The organism is Microbacterium sp. F01 (assembly GCF_056156365.1).
In genome coordinates, this window is the sequence record NZ_CM149592.1 from 3,699,993 (window position 1) to 3,717,353 (window position 17,361).

Genomic DNA, 17,361 nt, shown 5'->3' on the forward strand with positions numbered 1-17,361 from the left:
TCTTTCGTTTCACGGCCGGACACGGTCCGGCTCCTCGGCGGTATCGTGTCGGCTGCGCAGCACGGCCGCCGCGGACGTGTGTCCGGCGTGAAGCCGTGCCGTCGCGTCGCCGGATTGCAGCAGGGCGGCGAGCCAGCCGGCCGCGAACGCGTCGCCGGCCCCGACCGGCTCCACGACGTCCACCGGGTTCGCGGGAACGCGGGTGACTCGATCTCCGTCGAACTCGACGGCTTCCACCGACCCGTCCTTCACGACGAGGTGCGGAACGTCCGGAAGCAGCTCACGCACGCTTTCGACAGTGGTCGTGTGCCAGAGCCGCTCGGCCTCGTCACGGCCGACGAACACGATGTCCGCACGACGCGACAGCTGGTGCAGCGCTTCCGCGGCCTGCTGCTTGGAGCTCCACAGCGCGGGCCGGAAGTTCACGTCGAAGCTGGTGATCGCCGGCGCCACTGCGCCGTCGACCACCGCTTCGACCAGTTCGCGCGAGCTCGTCGACAGCGCGGCGGTGATACCGGTCGTGTGCACGAGACGGGCGGGCGGAGCCGAGTCCAAGTCCGAGAGGGACAGAGCCGACGCCGCGGAACCGGCGCGGTAGTAGAAGACCGTCGATCCGACGGGCGAAGACTGCTTGAACATGACGCCCGTCGGACGGGAGGTGTCGACGCGGATGAATACGTCGACGCCCCGCCGGGCCACCGACGACACGATCATCTCGCCCAGCGTGTCGCTTCCCACGCGCGACACCCACGCCGTCCGCAGGCCCCGCATCACCGCCCCCACGGCGACGTTGCTCTCGGCTCCCCCTACTCCGAGGAGGAGCGGCGCCCCCTCGGTGAGGCCGGCTTCGGCCGAGGTCACCAGCGCCATCGTCTCGCCGATCGTGAGCAGATCGACACTTCGGCGCGCAGGCGCGGTGACGGCCTCCATCAGCGGTCTCCGACCGTGGCAGGGTGCAGAGTCGTCCTGACCCCTTCGTGCTCGATCTGAGCGATGTGACCGGCGACCTCGACGGCGAGTCTGCTCAGCGACGGGTGGCCCTCCGGCAGCAGACCGGTGTCGACCAGCACTCGTCTCACGCCCCGTTCGCGATCAGCCCCTTGGAGCGCCTCTCGCACGGCCGACACGATGCGCGCATCGTCGCGAGGCTCGTACTCGATGCCGGCGCGACCCGCATAGAGCGCGATCAACGTCGCAAGGATGAACGTCGTGCGCCGCGCAGGCCGGCCGGCGTGCCACGCGTCCACCACGACGGGCAGGCAACGGGCCTGCCACTTCGCGAAGGAGTTCAACGCGATGTCGGCGAGGCGATGCTCCAGCGCCGGGTTCTGTAAACGTTCGAGAATTGCCTCGGCGAATGCATCCTTCTCGCTCTGCTCGCCGTGAATCGACGGCAGGATCTCGTCGTCGAGCAAGCGGCGCAGGAAGGACTCCGAATCGGCATCGGCTGCCACCGCTCGCACGGTGGCGAGCCCGGACGCGAGGCCGATCGCCGCCATCGAAGTGTGCAGCCCGTTGAGAATCCGCACTTTCATGGTGCGGATCGGGGCGATGTCCTCCACGAATCGCACCGGCAGACCGACTCGGTCGAGGGGGAAGATCTCCCGCAACGACGGATCGCCGGCGATCGCCCAAAGCCCGTACCGCTCGCCTTTGACCAGGCATCGATCGGCGAACCCGATCTCAGCCTCCAGCTGGTCGATCTCGCCGACGGGGAATCCTGGCACGATCCTGTCGACGAGGCTGTCGTGGAAGTGGCAAGACTGCATGACCCAGTCGGTGAAATCGTCGCTGAGCCCCGCGCCCTGCGCGTGGCGGAGCACGTGTTCGAGGAGGGTGGTCGCGTTGTCTTCGATCAACTCGCAACAGATGACGTGCAGACCCCCGTCGGGCGATCCCGCGTAGTGCTCCCAGCGGTCCCGGAGCAGGGCGGCGACCTTTCCGGGGAAGGAGGCGGGGGGTTGTGCGTCGAGGTCGTCGGGTTCCCAGACGATTCCGGCCTCCGTGGTGTTGGAGACGATGATCTTCAGGTCGGGCGAGAGGTAGCTCTCCCGATATGCAGCGAAGTCATCCACCGCAGATACGAGGCGATGGACCGACGTGACGAGCGTCCAGTCCCTGGAGAGCCGGCCATCCTCCATCCCCTCGAGCAGAACGTGGTAGATCCCGTCCTGCGCCCGCAGCGCGTCGGCGGTGCTGCTCGCGCCCCCCGCGCTGCGCACGAGGGTGATGCCATGGCGAGTGAGCCCGGCGTCGTTCGCTCGTTGGATCATCTGGTCCGCGAATCCGCGCAGAAAGTTGCCGGTTCCGAATTGAAGGACCGTGGACGGTCTTTCGGGCCTGGCGATGGCCCGAGCGTTCAGCTGCTGCACCCTCATCGACCTTCGTACGAAGTCAGGGCCAGCCGGTACGACAGGTCGATGGCGGTGTCGATCGCTTCGTCCAGATCGAGTCGGTGCTCGAGCACGAGCCGGGCCAGATAGCCCGCATCGATCCGGCGTGAGAGGTCGTGTCGGGCCGGGATGGAGCAGAACGCGCGAGTGTCGTCGACGAACCCCGACATGTTCGCGAAGCCGGCTGTCTCGGTGACCGCCTCGCGGAACCGACGCATCGCATCCGGGGCATCGAGGAACCACCAGGGCGCACCCAATCGCACCGATGGGTACACGCCGGCGATCGGCGCAAGCTCGCGAGAGTAGACGTCCTCGTCGATGGCGAAGAGGACGGCCCGGAACCCGGGATGGTGGCCGAACCGCTCTAACAGGGGTCGCAGCGCCCGGGTGTACTCGGTCGCGATGGGGATGTCATAGCCTTTGTCACGCCCGAACCTCGCTGCCACCGTCCCGTCGTGGTCGCGGAGCACGCCCGGGTGGATCTGCATCACCAACTGATCCTCAGCAGCCATCGACGCCATCTCGAGCAGCATGTGGGCGTTGAACGAGGCCGCCTCGTCGGCGGTCGCCTCGCCGCGCAGCGAGGCGTCGAAGATCCGATTCGCCTCCCGGTAGCCGAGCGGCTGCGTCTCCGCGGTCAAATGCCCATGGTCCGTGGCCCGCGCACCGGCGGCCTTGAACGCGGCGCGCTGAACGCGGAGTGCGTCCAGGTACCGCTCGTACGAAGAGACGTCGACGCCGCTGGCATCAGACAGCAGCCCGACTTCTCCACGCCACTCGGCGCGATTGACTTGCAGCAGCGGATCCGGGCGGAATGTCGGAAGGATCCTTGCACCGTACCCGCGGTCCCTGAGCGCCTTGTGCTGCTCCAAAGACGACCAGGCCGGGTCCGTGGTGGCGATGACCTCGATTCGGAACCGATCCAGCAGCGGAAGCGGTCGGAACTGCGGTTCGTCGATGACAGCCTGGATCCTGTCGAACAGCGCGTCCGCGGTCTCCGCGGACGGGCGCTCCGAGGCACCGAAAATCTCGACCAGTTCTGTCTCGAGCCAGAACCTCGTCGGCGTGCCACGGAAGAGATGCCATCCCTCGCAGAATCGGCGCCAAATGGCTCGCGGATCCTGTTCGGCGGCTTTGCTGCCGTCCTCGGGGAGGACGCCCAGAGCGGCGAGGTCCTCCCCCTGCGACACCAGCATGCGCATCAGGTAGTGATCGGGGGTGACCAGCAGCTGCGCCGGGTCGCCGAACGAGCTGTTGTCGGCGAACCACTCGACCGGCACGTGCCCGTGCATCGATACGAGCGGAAGATTCTTGATTTCGGCATAGATAGACCGAGCGATCTCACGGGCGGCCGGGTCGGCAGGAAGCGCACGGTCTTCGTGCAGTTCCCACGGGCGGGTGGCGGCATCCGGAAGGACGAGTGCAGATGTCATGCGGATCCAGACAATCGAGTTCCGCCCGATCGAAGTACCGGGCGATGGCGTACACCATAGCGAAAAAAACGCTTTCAGGAAACGTTTTCTTGAGGCATACTGGATCTCGTCCCAAGTTGTGACCGGCGCTGTCGCCGACCGTCACGCGGAGAGGAAAACGATGACTCCCCATCCGGCGCCTACCAGTGCGGACCTCTTATTGCTGCATTCCGACGACGACGTCGCAGTCGCCACGCGCGAGCTGCACCCGGGCGAGCGGGTTCCGCTCGGCGACGATTCGCTGACAGTGCGCGAGACGGTGCCGCGCGGGCACAAGGTCGCCCGCCGGAGAGTGCCCGTGGGGGCGGCGGTGCACAAGTACGGACAGTCCATCGGGCTTGCCACCGCGCCGATCGAGCCGGGACAGCACGTGCACTCACGAAATCTGGGCTACTTCGAGGCAAGTTCAATACACGAGATCGCAACGGTGAGCACGGCCCTGACGGTTCCCGACGGCCCTCGGCCCACATTCCGGGGCTATCGCCGAGCAGACGGACGGGTGGGAACACGGAACTACCTGGCCATCCTCACCTCCGTGAACTGCTCGGCGTCAACGGCGCAGCTGATCGCCAGACAGTTCCCTGCCAGCGCGCTGATGGCCTTCCCCCACGTCGATGGAGTCATCGCCCTCACGCATCAGTCGGGCTGCGGGCTGGTTCCCACCAGCGAGGGCGGGCGTCTGCTGCTGCGCACTCTGCGCGGCTATGCATCCCATCCCAACATCGGCGGGGTGCTCGTGCTCGGACTAGGTTGCGAGATGATCTCGACCTCACAGCTCACCGATCGCGAGGGTGGTGGTGTCTTTCTCGGGCTACCGACTGTCGGACCCGCGCCCGCCGACACGGCGAATCCCCTGCTCGCCGACATCCCCGACGACACGCTGGTGCGCTCGCTGACGATCCAGGAGGTGGGCGGGGTGCGCGCTTCCGTCGCCGCGGGGATCTCCGCGGTCGAAGAGATGCTTCCGGTGCTCGACGGACGTCGACGCGAGAACGTCGACGTCAGCGAGCTCGTACTCGCCCTGAACTGCGGCGGCTCCGACGGTTTCAGCGGGATCACGGCTAACCCAGCGCTGGGCTGGGCTTCGGACCGCATCGTGGCGTATGGCGGAACGACGGTGCTGGCCGAGACGCCCGAGGTGTTCGGGGCCGAGCATCTGCTTACTCGGCGAGCGATCAGTCCCGCGGTCGCCGAGCGCCTGCTGGATCGCATCGAGTGGTGGAAGTCGTATATGGCGGCGGGCGAGGGCTCGCTCGACAACAATCCATCGCCTGGCAACAAGGCCGGGGGGCTCACCACCATCCTCGAAAAGTCGCTGGGCGCCGTCGCCAAGGGAGGTCAGGCCGATCTGTCCGCCGTCTACGAGTACGCGGAACCGATCGCACCGAAGGGTGGGTTCACGTTCATGGACACACCAGGGTACGACCCGGTGTCGGTGACGGGCCTGGTGGCCGGTGGATCGAACGTGGTCGTGTTCACCACGGGTCGCGGTTCGGTCTTCGGATGCCGGCCCTCCCCCTCGATCAAGGTGGCGACGAATACGCCGATGTACCGCCGCATGCACGAGGACATGGACATCAATGCCGGTCGCATCGTGGACGGCACCGCCACCATTGCGGCGGTGGGCCAGGAGATCTTCGACAAGATCCTCGCCGTCGCATCCGGCGAGCAGACGGTCAGCGAGGAACTCGAGATCGGCGGCGAGGAGTTCATTCCCTGGCACGTGGGCGCCGTTACCTGACGAGCCGCTGTCAACAGTGTGAGAGATCGGAGTCCGGATGCTTCGCACGCCTAGGTGGGCTCGGCATGCTCAGCCCAGTCGGCTGCCGAGATACTCGAGCTTTGCCTCGACGTGGTGCTCGGCGCCGCCTTCGTGTTCGTTGAAGGGGTAGACCTCGATGGCACGGTCCCCATGCCCCCACGCATTGAAGGAAGCGAAGACTGTCGACGGCGGGCAGGTCTGATCCCTCAAGCCCACCGAGAAGAGGGCCGGCGCCGTCGCCTTTGGGGCCAGATTCACTCCGTCGAAGTAGGAGAGCACATTGAGGGTCTGCTCGATGCGATCGCGATGACGGGCGAGGTAGGCGACGATCTCGTTGTAAGGGGTGGCATCCGTGATCTGGATCGCGCGCTCGAAGTGGGACAGGAATGGCACGTCCGCCGCAACGCACGTGATGTCCTCGCTGAGGGCCGCTGCGGCGATCGCCAATCCGCCACCCTGGCTGACGCCGGCGAGGGCTATCCGCGTGGCGTCGACCCACGGCAGAGTGCGCGCCGAGTCGACCAGCAGCGCCGCATCGGTGTAGAGGCGACGGTAGTAATAGGTCGACTGGTGCTCGATGCCTCGAGTGACCACTCCGGGCACCGTCGCCGTCCCGGCCCCGAGGGCCGGATCGGGCGTGGCACCGACATGCCTCCATCCTTGCGCGCGGCTGTCCATCACGATGTGCGTGTAGCCGGCTTCGGCGTAGAGGTGTCCTTGCCACGGGAGCCCGCGTCCCAGGCTGTATCCGAGAAACTGAACCACGGTCGGCTGGGGACGCGTGGTACCTGCAGGAGTGTGTACCCATGCCTTGACGGGATGTCCCCCGAACCCGGAGAAGGTGAGATCGTACGTGTCCACCAGCCGCGTCCCGGTGGAGACGCGTTCGCTGAGCGGTGCAACCGCGAGGTCTCGAGATTCTCTCAGCGTGGCATCCCAGAACTCGTCGAAGTCGTCAGGACGACGGACGGTTGGCCGGTAGGTTCGCAGCTGGTCGAGCGGCAGATCGAACTGAGGCATGACTAGCGTGCGCCGATCGTCGCCGCAGGGGCCTGGCCGCCGCGGAATCGTACGCCGATGAATGTGACGGCGATGCCAGCCGCGAGAGCGACCGCTCGCGGACCACACGATGAGGTGACAGTCATGCATCACGTCCTTTGCTGTGGAGCGAGCCGATCGTGACTTACGGAAGGGGGTTCTGCGGTGGGGGCTGGCCGGGATCGAGTGATCCCGGCCGGCCCCACGCTCAGCCGCAGGTCAAAGCGGTGTATCCCGCCTCATAGGTGGTGTTCACGGCCGCGCCGCTGACGGTCTTCGTCGCCACGATCGACGCGTTGGCTGGAGGAATGGCGGTTCCTGGGGTGGCGAAGGTGAGGTACGCCGCCTTTCCAGGCGCGAGGGACACCGACTGCGATCCGTAGGCTGTCGTGACGTCGGCTGTCACCGACACCGACTCCTTGTTCAGGACATACACGGCCAGCGAGGGCTTCCCGTTCACGCATTGCGCCTTCGCGTTCACCGACACCGAGACGTTCCCGGACGTGCCCGGTGCGAACGTCGGCGTCGAGGGGTAGGTCGCCGCCGACGGCAGCGACGTACCCACCACATTGCTGGCCGTGACTGTGAACGTATACGCGATCCCGTTGGTCAACCCGTCGATCCGGCAGGTCACCGCGCCCGTCGTGCAGGTCTTCCCGCCGGGCGTAGCGGTGACGGTGTAACCGATGACGGGCGCTGAACCCGCGGAGCTGGGCGCCACCCATGTCAATCGCGCTGCGGCATCCCCGAGGGCGACCGTCAGTCCGGACGGAGCCGCCGGAACCTGACCGACAGACGACGCCGCCGGAATGCTGACGCTGCCCACCGCACTGACGTTCCCGGCGACATCGACGGATCGGAACGACACCTCGTGAGCAGAGCCGTCCGGCGCTGCGACAGGCGCTGAGTAGGACGCCCAATCAGAATCATCCATCCGGTACTCGATCCTGGCGATGCCGGATCCCGCGTCGGATGCCGAGACCTGCACAGCCCGATCGGCGAGAACACCCGATGCCTCGGGGGCGGTCTTGTCGACCTTCACCTCGACGGTTCCGACCTCGGAGACATTCCCTGCGACGTCGGTCGCCCTATAGCTGAGCGTCGTGATGCCCCCCGGCGCGCTGACCGGCTCGCCGTACGCGGTCCAGTCACCGTCATCGAGTCTGTATTCGAGCTTCGCGACGCCCGACGAGTCGTCTGTCGCCATCAGGGTCACAGCCACCGAGGACACGAACCACCCAGCCGCTCCGTCAGCGACGGCTGGCGAGGTGGTCGCCGATACTGCCGGAGCCGTCGTGTCGGCGCCGGCCTCGCGCGTGAGCGAGAGGGTGTACTCGACGGTCTCGTCGCCGTTGGCGGAGTAGGTGAACAGCGATACCTGATTCGCGCCGACCTGCAATGGCACGGTGACCGAGTCGCCCGCGAGCTCTTCGGCGCCGTAGAACACGCTCTGCGTGCTGACCCCGCGCGTGAATCGCACGGTCGCTGAGGTGAGTGAGTTCGGAACCGTCGCGGCGTAGGCCACCGTCGCGGGCTCGAAGTCGGGGCTGAGTGTGACCGTGTCCACTGCCAGGCCCGCGAGGTTGCCGTAACTCGACGGATCCGGACGGTCCACGACCAGACGGTAGTTCGTCGTCTTTCCATCGTCGCCGGTCACGGCGATGGTGATCTCGTTGTCGCCGGCCGTCTCATCGCTCATGGTGTCGTGCGCGAGGTCCGCGACAGTGACGGCATGTCCGGCCGAGACCGCAGTGCCGTTGACCGTTACGGACGCGAATCGACTGACGGTAGTCGGAAGCACTGAGACACTGTCATTGATCGCCGCCACGGACAGGCGGTAAGTGCCGTCCGCTCCCGGCGCGATGGCCTGGCCGTCCACCGCGAGGTTCGCCAGGCGCGCGTCGCCGTAGTTGTAGGCATGCCCCTTGTTCACGCGGAAGTAGTCGATATAGAGGTCGCCCACGTTGGAGGAAGTCGCGTGGAAGAGGAAGCGATCCATCTCGGGAAGCTTCGTGCGAAGCGGTCTGTCATCGATGGTGAGCTGCCCGTCGACATAGAAGTCGAAGGTGCCCTTGTCCAGGTCGATCACCTCACGCACGACGTACCATCGGTCCTTTGCGAAGGGAGCCGCGTTGACTGCGGTCGTCGAGGAATCATGCGTGATGATGTTCGACTTGCTCACCCCGAACGTGGCCACCCGCTTGTCGGAGGCCGTCGGGTTAGTCGGCGACCAGCCGTTCCCGTCCTGGAATGAGTACATGGCGAACTGATCGGCCGTTGCTCCGGCGGTCGCGCGCTTGATCCTCGCCTCGAGCGTGACGATGCCGGTCACATTCGCGGGCGCGGTGTTGTAGAACCCTGCATTGCCCGAGGCGGGCTTGGCGAACACCAGGTACTTGTTCCCGGACTGGTTCGGATCGCTGACGACATTGAATGTCGAGCTTCCGCCGTTCAATGTCGTGATGCCGGATGCGCCGGCCAGGGCACCTGTCGGCAGGTCGTTGAACTCCCAGTCGAGAAGGTAGTCGGTACCCGCGAAGTCCTCCGCGAGGGTGAGCGCGATCGCTGTGGACAGCCCGGCGCGGATCTCGATATCGCTGGCAGAGGCGGTCACGTAGCCGGACTTGGAAACCGAGACACCATACCCGCCTCCCTTCGGCACGCCGGAGAAGGTGAAGGAGCCGTCTGCTGCCGTGGTGGTTGCCGCCACCGGGCCCGACGCGTTCTCGAGAGACACCGTTGCGTCGGCGACAGAGGTGCCAGCGCTCTTGACCGTGCCAGTGAGGGTGCCAGTTGTCACCGTTGATTCACCGAGCGCGATGTCCTTGCGGATCACCTCTCGTCCGGCCGGAGCGAGCGACACCACGGCCCCCTGCGCGTACCCGGTCGCCGACGACGAGAGCTGCACGGGTCCCGCAGCGATCGTAAGCGAGTAGAACCCTGTTGCATCTGCGGTCGCCGTCGTCGAGCCGGCGCTCACGGTTGCCCCGGCGACACGCGTGCCGTAGAGATCGACGACGTACCCGTTGACGACGGCCTGGCCAGCGGCGGGCCTGGTGGCGGCGACACCGACGAAAGGCGTCGCGGGCAGCGGATTGCCGAGGATGTCGGTCGACGGCACGAGGTCCGCAGCATCCATCTGAGCGCCGCCGGTGATCTCGAACTTGCCGGTGTGATCGACAGCCTTGCCGCCGGCGAGCAGCGGCGACTCGAGCGACAGGGCAACGTTCTCGATGTCGGCGGTGGGATCACCGACGAGTCGCGGGTTGCCGGTGATCGCCGATGTGTCGGCGCTTGGCGGCGTGACTCCCGGTCCGAAGTAGCTGTTGGTGTCGTAGTGCATCGAGTTGTTCGTAGCTCCGACTGCGAAGCGCGCCGTCACATCCGCCGCCGTGTTCAGAAAGACATTGTTGCTGAGATAGTGAGGATTGCCCGGAGCGTTGATGTAGCTCGTTCCGCCCGACGAGACCACGAAGTCCGCCGTCTTAGTGGAGTTGTTGACCTTCGTGTTGACGAAGAAGTTGTTGTAGACGTACTGGTACCCGGCGGACCCGTGTGGGTTGAGATATCGTTTCTCGGCGTCTTTGATCACGTTGTAGCGGACGATTGCGCTGCCATAACCGAAGCCGCAGAGCAGGATGCCGTCGCCGGTGTCATGGATGTAGTTGTACTGGATAAGTACGTCGTCGGCGTTGCGGTCGGGGTCGATGCCGTTGGAGTCGACGCCACCCGCCTTGACGATCGTGTGCCAGATGTGGTTGCGCTGAATGACGACGTCGAGGGAGTAGTCGATCTCGATCGCGGAGGTTCCTGAGCCGACCGATTCGTTGCCTTCAATCAGCACGCCCCTCGCTCCGATCACGATGATCGTGTTGCAGCCGTACATGGTGTCCGAGTTGTTGAGGTAGTTGTCGCGGATGACGATGTTGGTATGCGGCTGGAACGTTCCGCTGGGGCGGCTGCCGGACTGCTGGTACGGACGGGCCCAGTTCTCGGATGTGCCCGTCTTGTCGCCGTGCCACTGCTTGATCATGATCCCGCCGAAGGACGTGTTGCGGATCACGTTGTCTTCGATGACGACGTCGTTGAAGGTCGTTGGGGCGGCGCCCGGGGCGGGCTGAAGGGTCTCGACAACAATGCCGCCGGTGCGCTTGCCGCCGTCGTAGCCCTGCTTGCCGTAGACGCCGGGCACCCCACGATTGAGGTTTCCGGAGATCCAGTAGACATCGCCGGTCACATCGTGGATGTACATGTCGTGGACATCGATCCCCTCGAGTCGGCCGCCGTCCTGTGCCGCGATGCGCAGCCCCCGCAGATCACGGAGTCCCTTCGCGTTGGTCCAGTCATCGTCGTTCATCGGGTCGAAGCCCGCGATGGCGTTGCTGATCTCGATGTTCGAAACATCCCAATGCTGCTGGTTGAACAGCAGGATTCCGTCGGTGACCTTTCCGTTGCCGACGATCTTGGGAACGCTGCCCTCGCCATAGCTGCTCAGGACGATCGGGGCCGCTTCAGTTCCTGAGCCCTTGGGAGCAAGGAACGGCTTGGAGTCGAGTCCCGCGAGGCGGTCTTTGATCTCGTGGTCGCCTTCGGCGCTGACGGCGGGCTCCCCTCGCTTCGGGTCGACGATGTTCCCGTCAGCGTCAATTGCGTTCCCACTCGCGTCTCTTGCGAACAGGTCAACCCAGGGGACTTCATCGCCGTTCGCTGTCCATGCCGAGCCGGCCTTGAGCAGGATGCGGTCGCCCGGCTGGAACACCCGGGTGTTGACGTTCGCGAACGTCCGCCATGCCGTAGCTGGAGCCGTTCCGTTGCTCGCGTCGTCGCCAGCGTTGGAGTCAAGGTAGTACGTGGTCCCGGTACCCGCTGGGGTGTCCGCGGCTGTGACGGTTGGGGAACTGCCGGCATCAGCAGCCTCGCCCCTGGCGCGGATCTCGGCATTACCGGCGCCAAGCTCGACGTCGGCTTGCGTCGTGGAGGCCACCGCCGGCGTTGGGGCAAGCAGTGTCGGGAGAGCACTCCCTATGAGGGCCGCGACTACGACGGCGGTGATGGATCGTCTTCCTGCCTGCACAAGGGACATCGGTGTTCCTCCGAGTGATCGAGCTGAGCGGGGGCCTTCGCGGGGCCGCGGTGGGTGTGACGTGCGTCAGCTAGTGACGAGTTCCGGGATATCGGCGTTGATCGTTGGGTCGCTGGCGGTTGCACGGAGGCCGAGAGCGATCACGTCGACCGGGAGGCCGGTTTCGAGGGAGCGGTTGCCGGCGATGCCGACCGCGATGGAGCGGACGCCGTCGCGCCAGTCGGCGGCACGGGCGAGCGGGTCGTCGCCCGGGCCCTCGAACACATCGGCGAGCAGGAGCGCGTCGCCGCCGCCGTGGCCGTCGCTGTTGCCCTCGAGCGGCACTTCGTAGGCGGCCTCCCAGTGACGCTGCACGATGAGGCGTTCGCCCTCGGGACGGAGCGACCCGGTCGTGCCGGCGTCGCTGGCGGACGGGTCGAGCACCGGGTGCAGGCCCTCGTCAGCCAGGACGGCGCCGCGTTCGACGACCTCGAGCTCGGCCCGGCCGAGGGTGCCGTTGACCGCGACCCGATACCCCTCCCAGGGTGAGTGGGCGTTCAGCGAATAGCTCAGCGTCGCACCGGAGGCGTAGTCGACCACGAGGGCGAGGTTGTCCTCGATGGTGATCCCCTCGCCGAACACGTCGCGGTCGCGCAGGTACCCGTCGTGCTCCTCGGCGTCGAGGTACAGAGCCTTGAGACGTTCGTCGTCGCGGAGGTCGAGCTCGAAGGCATCGCCACCGTCGTGCGTCCCGCGGGCAGGACGGTCGCCGAGGCCGCGGGCGGCGGCGTTGTCGGCGCCGTAGAACCGCAGCGCACCCGACGCGTAGACGCGGCGCGGTGCGGAGCGGATCCACCAGTTCACGAGGTCGAAGTGGTGGCTGGCCTTGTGCACCAGCAGTCCGCCCGAGTGCTCCTTCTCGCGGTGCCAGCGGCGGAAGTAGTCCGCGCCGTGCTTGGTGTCGAGCACCCACGAGAAGTCGACCGAGGTGACCTCGCCGATGGTGCCGACCTGGATGACCTGACGCAGCGCGGAGTTGCGCGGCGAGTACCGGTAGTTGAACGTGATGACGACCTGCCGGCCGGTGCGGTCGATGGCGTCCTCGATCGCCGCGGCACTGGGCCCGTCGATGGTCAGCGGCTTCTCGACGACGACGTCGGCGCCCGCATCGAGCGCCCGCACGATGAGCGGGGCGTGCAGATCGTCGCGTGCACAGATGACGACGCGGTCGACCTGCTGCTCGCGGACCATCGCCTCGAGGTCGTCGGGCCCGTAGACCGCGGGAGCGGCGAAGCCGGCTTCGACGACACGATCGACGTAGTACTGCGCGCGCACCGGGTTCGGCTCGCAGATCGCGACCAGGGCGGCGTCGTCGCTGTACCGTCCGATGATCGCGTCGACGTACATCTCTGCGCGATGCCCCGCTCCGATGAGGGCATATCGACGGGTGCTCATGAACCGATCTCCGATCGTGTGAGGTGGGCAATCCGGCTGCGCCGGGCAGGAAGGGTGACGACGGCGAAGGTGGCGCAGCCGAGTCCGGCGATGATGAGCGGCGCGAGCATCCAGGTCATGACGCCGACCAGCACGGCCGCGGCCGCGAGATAGAGCGCGGCGATCGGGTCGCCGACAAGGGACGACGGGATGCTGCGCACCGCCGCCCGCCAGCCGCGCTCGGGTGTCCACGCACCTGCGGCGACGAGCAGCGCCACGGCGCCGACGACGAGGCCGGCCCAGCCGACGATCGAGATGAGCCCGCCGCCGGGGAGGGCGCCGGAGTTCGCGAGGTAGATGTCGAGCGTCAGCACGAACGTGACGAGCACCGCGGCGACGCCGACGACCAGGCCGCCGGGCAGTGCCCGCTTCCAGTCCTGCCAGAACGTCTTCACGTGCGACTGCTCGGCGTTCACGTAGCGGCGCAGATGACGGATGCCGGCGGCCAGCGCCGCGGGCAGCGTGACGACGAGGATCCCGGCCGCGGTGACCAGCAGCCCGGTCAGCAGCACCTCGCCGAACAGGGCGAAGGCTCCCTTGGCGCCCGGGTAGCGGGCCGGAGCCCGCTCCTCGAGCGTCGGTCCGGCCCCGGACGCGTCGGCGCGACGCGCGGCGCGGAGTTCTCGGCGGTCCATGGTGGGGTCCTATCCCTTGAGCCCCTGCGTGGCGACGCCGTCGACGAGGAAGCGCTGGAACACGAGGAAGAAGAGCAGGACGGGGATCAGTGCGATGAACGACGCGGTGACGGTGGCGCCGTAGTCGCTGACGCTGGTCTGGTCGTTGTAGAGGCGCAGCGCGATGGGCAGCGGGTAGTTCTCGGGGCTCGTCAGGTACAGCAGGGGTCCGAGGAAGTCGTTCCAGGCCCAGATGAACGCGAAGATCGAGCAGGTGATCAGCGCCGGCTTGATCAGCGGCAGGATGATCGACCAGAAGATCCGCATGTGCCCGGCGCCGTCGATGCGGGCGGCCTCGTCCATGTCGCGCGGCATCTGACGGATGAACTGCACCAGCAGGAACACGAAGAACGCCTCGGTGGCGAGGAACTTCGGCAGCAGGATGGGCCAGAACGTATCCACTAGCCCCAGATTGTTGAACAGGATGTACTGCGGGATGATCACGACGTGGAACGGCAGCAGCAGCGTGCCGATCATCGCGGCGAACAGGATGCCGAGGCCCTTGAACTGGATGCGGGAGAACGCGTACGCGGCCAGCGACGACGACAGCAGGATGCCGATCACGGAGCCCGCGGCGATGATGAAGCTGTTCAGGAAGAACCGCCACATCGGCACGCCCGCGATGCCCTCCATCACCTTCGCGTAGTTGGCGATGGTGGGGTTCTCGGGCAGCAGGCCCATGTTCTGGCCGAACTCGCTGTTCGGCTTGAACGTCGAGAACAGCAGCCACACCAGCGGGTAGAGCACGACCGCGGTGACCGCGATCAGCACGACGAACCAGATCACGGTCTGCCACGTGCCGCGCTTGACATTCGGGCGGCTGCTGGGCTTCGCGCTTGCGCTGAGTTGGTTCTCGAGAGTGTCGATGGCGGGTTCGCCGAATGTTGTGCTCATCGGTTGTCTCCGGCGTAGTGGACCCAGCTGCGCTGGGTGCGGAAGAGAATGAAGGCGATGATGGCGACGACGATCAGCAGCACCCACGCGATCGCGGCGGCGTAGCCCATCTGGCCATCGGCGAAGCCGCGCTTGTAGAGGTACAGGGTGATGAAGTTCGTCATGCCGGCAGGGCCGCCAGACCCGTTGCTGATGATGTAGGCGGACGCGAACACCTGGAACGCGTGGATGAGGCCGAGCAGCAGGTTGAAGAAGATCACCGGCGACAGCATCGGCAGGGTGACGGCGCGGAAGCGGTGCCAGGGTCCTGCGCCGTCCATCTCGGCGGCCTCGTACAGCTCCTTGGGGATCTGCTTCAGTCCGGCGAGGAAGATCACCATGGTGGCGCCGAACTGCCACACCGCGAGCAGGATCATCGCTGGGAGCACGAGTGCGGGGTTGCCGATCCAGCCGCCTAGGTCGATGCCGATCGCGGAGAGGGCGTTGTCGACCGGGCCGTCGGCGGCGAACATCGCCCGCCACACGATCGCGACCGACACCGAGCCGCCGATGAGGGAAGGGGCGTAGAACGCGGAGCGGAAGAACCCGGCGCCCTTGTCGCGGTAGTTCAGCAGCATCGCCACGCCCAGCGCGGCGGCCAGGGTGATCGGGGTGCCGACCAGCACGTAGACCAAGGTGATCTGCGCCGACTGCATGAACGTCGGGTCGTTGGTGAACATTCGGATGTAGTTGTCCAGCCCGATCCACTTCGGCGGCGCGAAGACGTTGTAGCTGGTGAATGACAGGTACAGCGAGTACGCCATCGGGATCAGGGTGAGGCCGAAGAACCCGACCAGCCACGGGACGAGGAATCCGTATCCCGCCAGCGACTCGCGCACTACGCGCTGCCGCTGACCCGGTCGGTTCAGAAGCTCAGGCCGAGACCGGCGGAACAGGGACCGCTGCGATGACTTCTCACCGGTCACGACGACTCGGGTGGCGGTGGTGCTCACAAGATTCTCCGGAAGTTGAGGGTGGTGGCCGGGCCCGACCGCAACGTGGGGATGCAGTCGGGCCCGGAAGTCGCACGGGCACGCGACGGGGGGGGTGGGGCGCGGGAGCGCGGAGAGTTCCCGCGCCCCGTGTCCGAGCAGTCGACGACGGGGCACCAACCCGTGCAAAGTGCCGACGCTCGGCGGCCGCGGGTGGCGTCCGGGACAAGGCGGACGCCACCCGCTTGGGGTGCCGCTTACTGGTTGAGGATGACGTCCATCTCGGTGAAGAACTGGTCGACGGCCTCATCGACGGTGATCGCACCGAAGTTCAGCTCGATGCCGATCTGTCGGAACTTCTCCTCCAGGGTGCCGTAGCCGTTGACGGGCACGGGGGGCGCGTCGCCGAGGCGGTCGGCGATCGATGCCTCGTAGTCGGCGATCTGCTGGCTGACCGGGTCGAGCTCGGCCGCCTCCAGCGCCGTCGACGACGAGGGAAGGCCGCGGTTGGTGCCGAAGATCTCGCCAGACTCCGGGGAGTTAATCAGGAAGTTGACGAGCGTGGCCGCAGCCTCAGGGTGCTCGGTGTTGGCTGCGATCGAGTGCAGCTGCGACGCCTTGAGGTAAAGGTCCTTCGCGCCTTCCTTCGTGACCGGCGGAGCGACGAGGTTGAGCTCGGTGTAGCCCTCGCCGAGATTCGCGAGGTACCCGGAGCCGAAGTTGTCCCACGTCAGCTCGCTCGCTGCGAGAGCCGTGTCGAACCCGGACTTGGGGTAGACCTCTTCGAGCTTCTGCTGCGGCACGACGACACCGTCGCGGATGTCGACGCCCGACTCCCAGTACGCGGCCAGGTCGTCCTTGGTGAAGTTGGGCTCACCGTCGTCGGTGAAGAGGTCCTCGCCCTTCGCGCGCTGCTGGATCTCGAAGCTCTGCAGGCGCCCGGTGTAGTCGGTGCCACCCCAGACCGTTCCACCGCCGGCGTCGGTGACCTCAGCCATCCAGTCCTGGTAGTCCTCCCAGCTGCCGCCCTCGAAGTCGTCCACCCCGACGCTTTCGAGCAGCTTCGGGTTGGTATACATGCTCCAGGCGTTGGTCGACGTCGGAATGCCGAAGGTGGTGTCGTTCACGACGCCGATGCCGAGGATGTTGTCGCTGAGCGGCTCGGTCTCGATGATGTTGCCGAGGTACGGGTCGAGATCGAGCAGCAGGCCGTTCTCGGAGTACTGGCGCAGGTAGTTCATGTCCATCGCCATGACGTCGGGCAGGTTCTTGCCTGCCGCCTCGGTCTGGCGCTTCTCCCAGTACTCAGGGAAGCCTAGGAAGGAGGAGTTGACCGTGATGCTCGGGTACGCCTCTTCGAACGCGGCGATGACCTCGTTGTAGAGCTCGGCACGGACGTCGTTGCCCCAGAACGCGAGATTCAGCGTCACCTCTTCGTCCGGGTCGAACGTTGGTGCGGCGTTCGGGGTGTCGCCGGGGCTGCTGGACGCGCAGCCGGCAAGAACGAGAGCCGCGCTTGCGGCGAGGGCGATCCCCGCTGCTGTACGGCGGGCATTCATAGCGAACATCTTTGTCCTTTCGGGAGCTGTGGTGCGGTGCGA

11 protein-coding genes are annotated in these 17,361 nt (G+C 66.4%); 1 reads left to right on the forward strand and 10 read right to left on the reverse strand.

The features are described 5' to 3' along the window. Positions 1-9: 9 nt before the first annotated feature. From ACVN90_RS17040 to uxaC, 3 genes are read right to left on the reverse strand one after another with little or no spacing between them, the layout of a single operon-like run. Positions 10-930, reverse strand: a complete 921-nt coding sequence (locus ACVN90_RS17040; RefSeq protein ID WP_475099387.1) for a sugar kinase — start codon at positions 928-930, stop codon at positions 10-12. Then, positions 930-2,378, reverse strand: coding sequence for a tagaturonate reductase (locus ACVN90_RS17045; RefSeq protein ID WP_475099388.1), 1,449 nt, complete (start codon positions 2,376-2,378; stop codon positions 930-932). The genes ACVN90_RS17040 and ACVN90_RS17045 overlap by 1 nt, the downstream gene beginning before the upstream one ends. Then, positions 2,375-3,826, reverse strand: a complete 1,452-nt coding sequence (gene uxaC, locus ACVN90_RS17050; protein WP_475099389.1) for a glucuronate isomerase — start codon at positions 3,824-3,826, stop codon at positions 2,375-2,377. Before uxaC ends, ACVN90_RS17045 begins: the two co-directional genes overlap by 4 nt. Here uxaC and ACVN90_RS17055 point away from each other — a divergent pair. Then, positions 3,825-5,606 carry a UxaA family hydrolase gene (locus ACVN90_RS17055; RefSeq protein WP_475099390.1) on the forward strand — a complete coding sequence of 594 codons (1,782 nt, stop codon included), beginning with the start codon at positions 3,825-3,827 and terminating at the stop codon, positions 5,604-5,606. The genes uxaC and ACVN90_RS17055 overlap by 2 nt on opposite strands. A 69-nt stretch (positions 5,607-5,675) precedes the next feature. On the opposite strand, the gene ACVN90_RS17060 is transcribed toward ACVN90_RS17055, so the two are convergent. From ACVN90_RS17060 to ACVN90_RS17090, 7 genes are all read right to left on the reverse strand, one after another. Continuing rightward, positions 5,676-6,647 (reverse strand): acetylxylan esterase, encoded by a 972-nt coding sequence (locus tag ACVN90_RS17060; protein WP_475099391.1) that lies wholly within the window; start codon positions 6,645-6,647, stop codon positions 5,676-5,678. Between the two features lie 226 nt (positions 6,648-6,873). After that, positions 6,874-11,748 (reverse strand): OmpL47-type beta-barrel domain-containing protein, encoded by a 4,875-nt coding sequence (locus ACVN90_RS17065; protein WP_475099392.1) that lies wholly within the window; start codon positions 11,746-11,748, stop codon positions 6,874-6,876. Between the two features lie 66 nt (positions 11,749-11,814). Then, positions 11,815-13,182, reverse strand: a complete 1,368-nt coding sequence (locus ACVN90_RS17070; RefSeq protein WP_475099394.1) for a Gfo/Idh/MocA family protein — start codon at positions 13,180-13,182, stop codon at positions 11,815-11,817. Then, a complete protein-coding gene (locus ACVN90_RS17075) occupies positions 13,179-13,856 on the reverse strand; it encodes a DUF624 domain-containing protein (RefSeq protein ID WP_475099395.1) in 678 nt (225 codons plus the stop codon). The genes ACVN90_RS17070 and ACVN90_RS17075 overlap by 4 nt, the downstream gene beginning before the upstream one ends. Before the next feature lie 9 nt (positions 13,857-13,865). Continuing rightward, on the reverse strand, positions 13,866-14,789 hold the full coding sequence (locus ACVN90_RS17080) for a carbohydrate ABC transporter permease (RefSeq protein ID WP_475099396.1): 924 nt from the start codon (positions 14,787-14,789) through the stop codon (positions 13,866-13,868). Next, positions 14,786-15,781 (reverse strand): carbohydrate ABC transporter permease, encoded by a 996-nt coding sequence (locus tag ACVN90_RS17085; protein ID WP_475099397.1) that lies wholly within the window; start codon positions 15,779-15,781, stop codon positions 14,786-14,788. The genes ACVN90_RS17080 and ACVN90_RS17085 overlap by 4 nt, the downstream gene beginning before the upstream one ends. A 236-nt stretch (positions 15,782-16,017) precedes the next feature. After that, positions 16,018-17,319, reverse strand: coding sequence for an ABC transporter substrate-binding protein (locus ACVN90_RS17090; protein WP_475099398.1), 1,302 nt, complete (start codon positions 17,317-17,319; stop codon positions 16,018-16,020). Positions 17,320-17,361 lie beyond the last annotated feature (42 nt).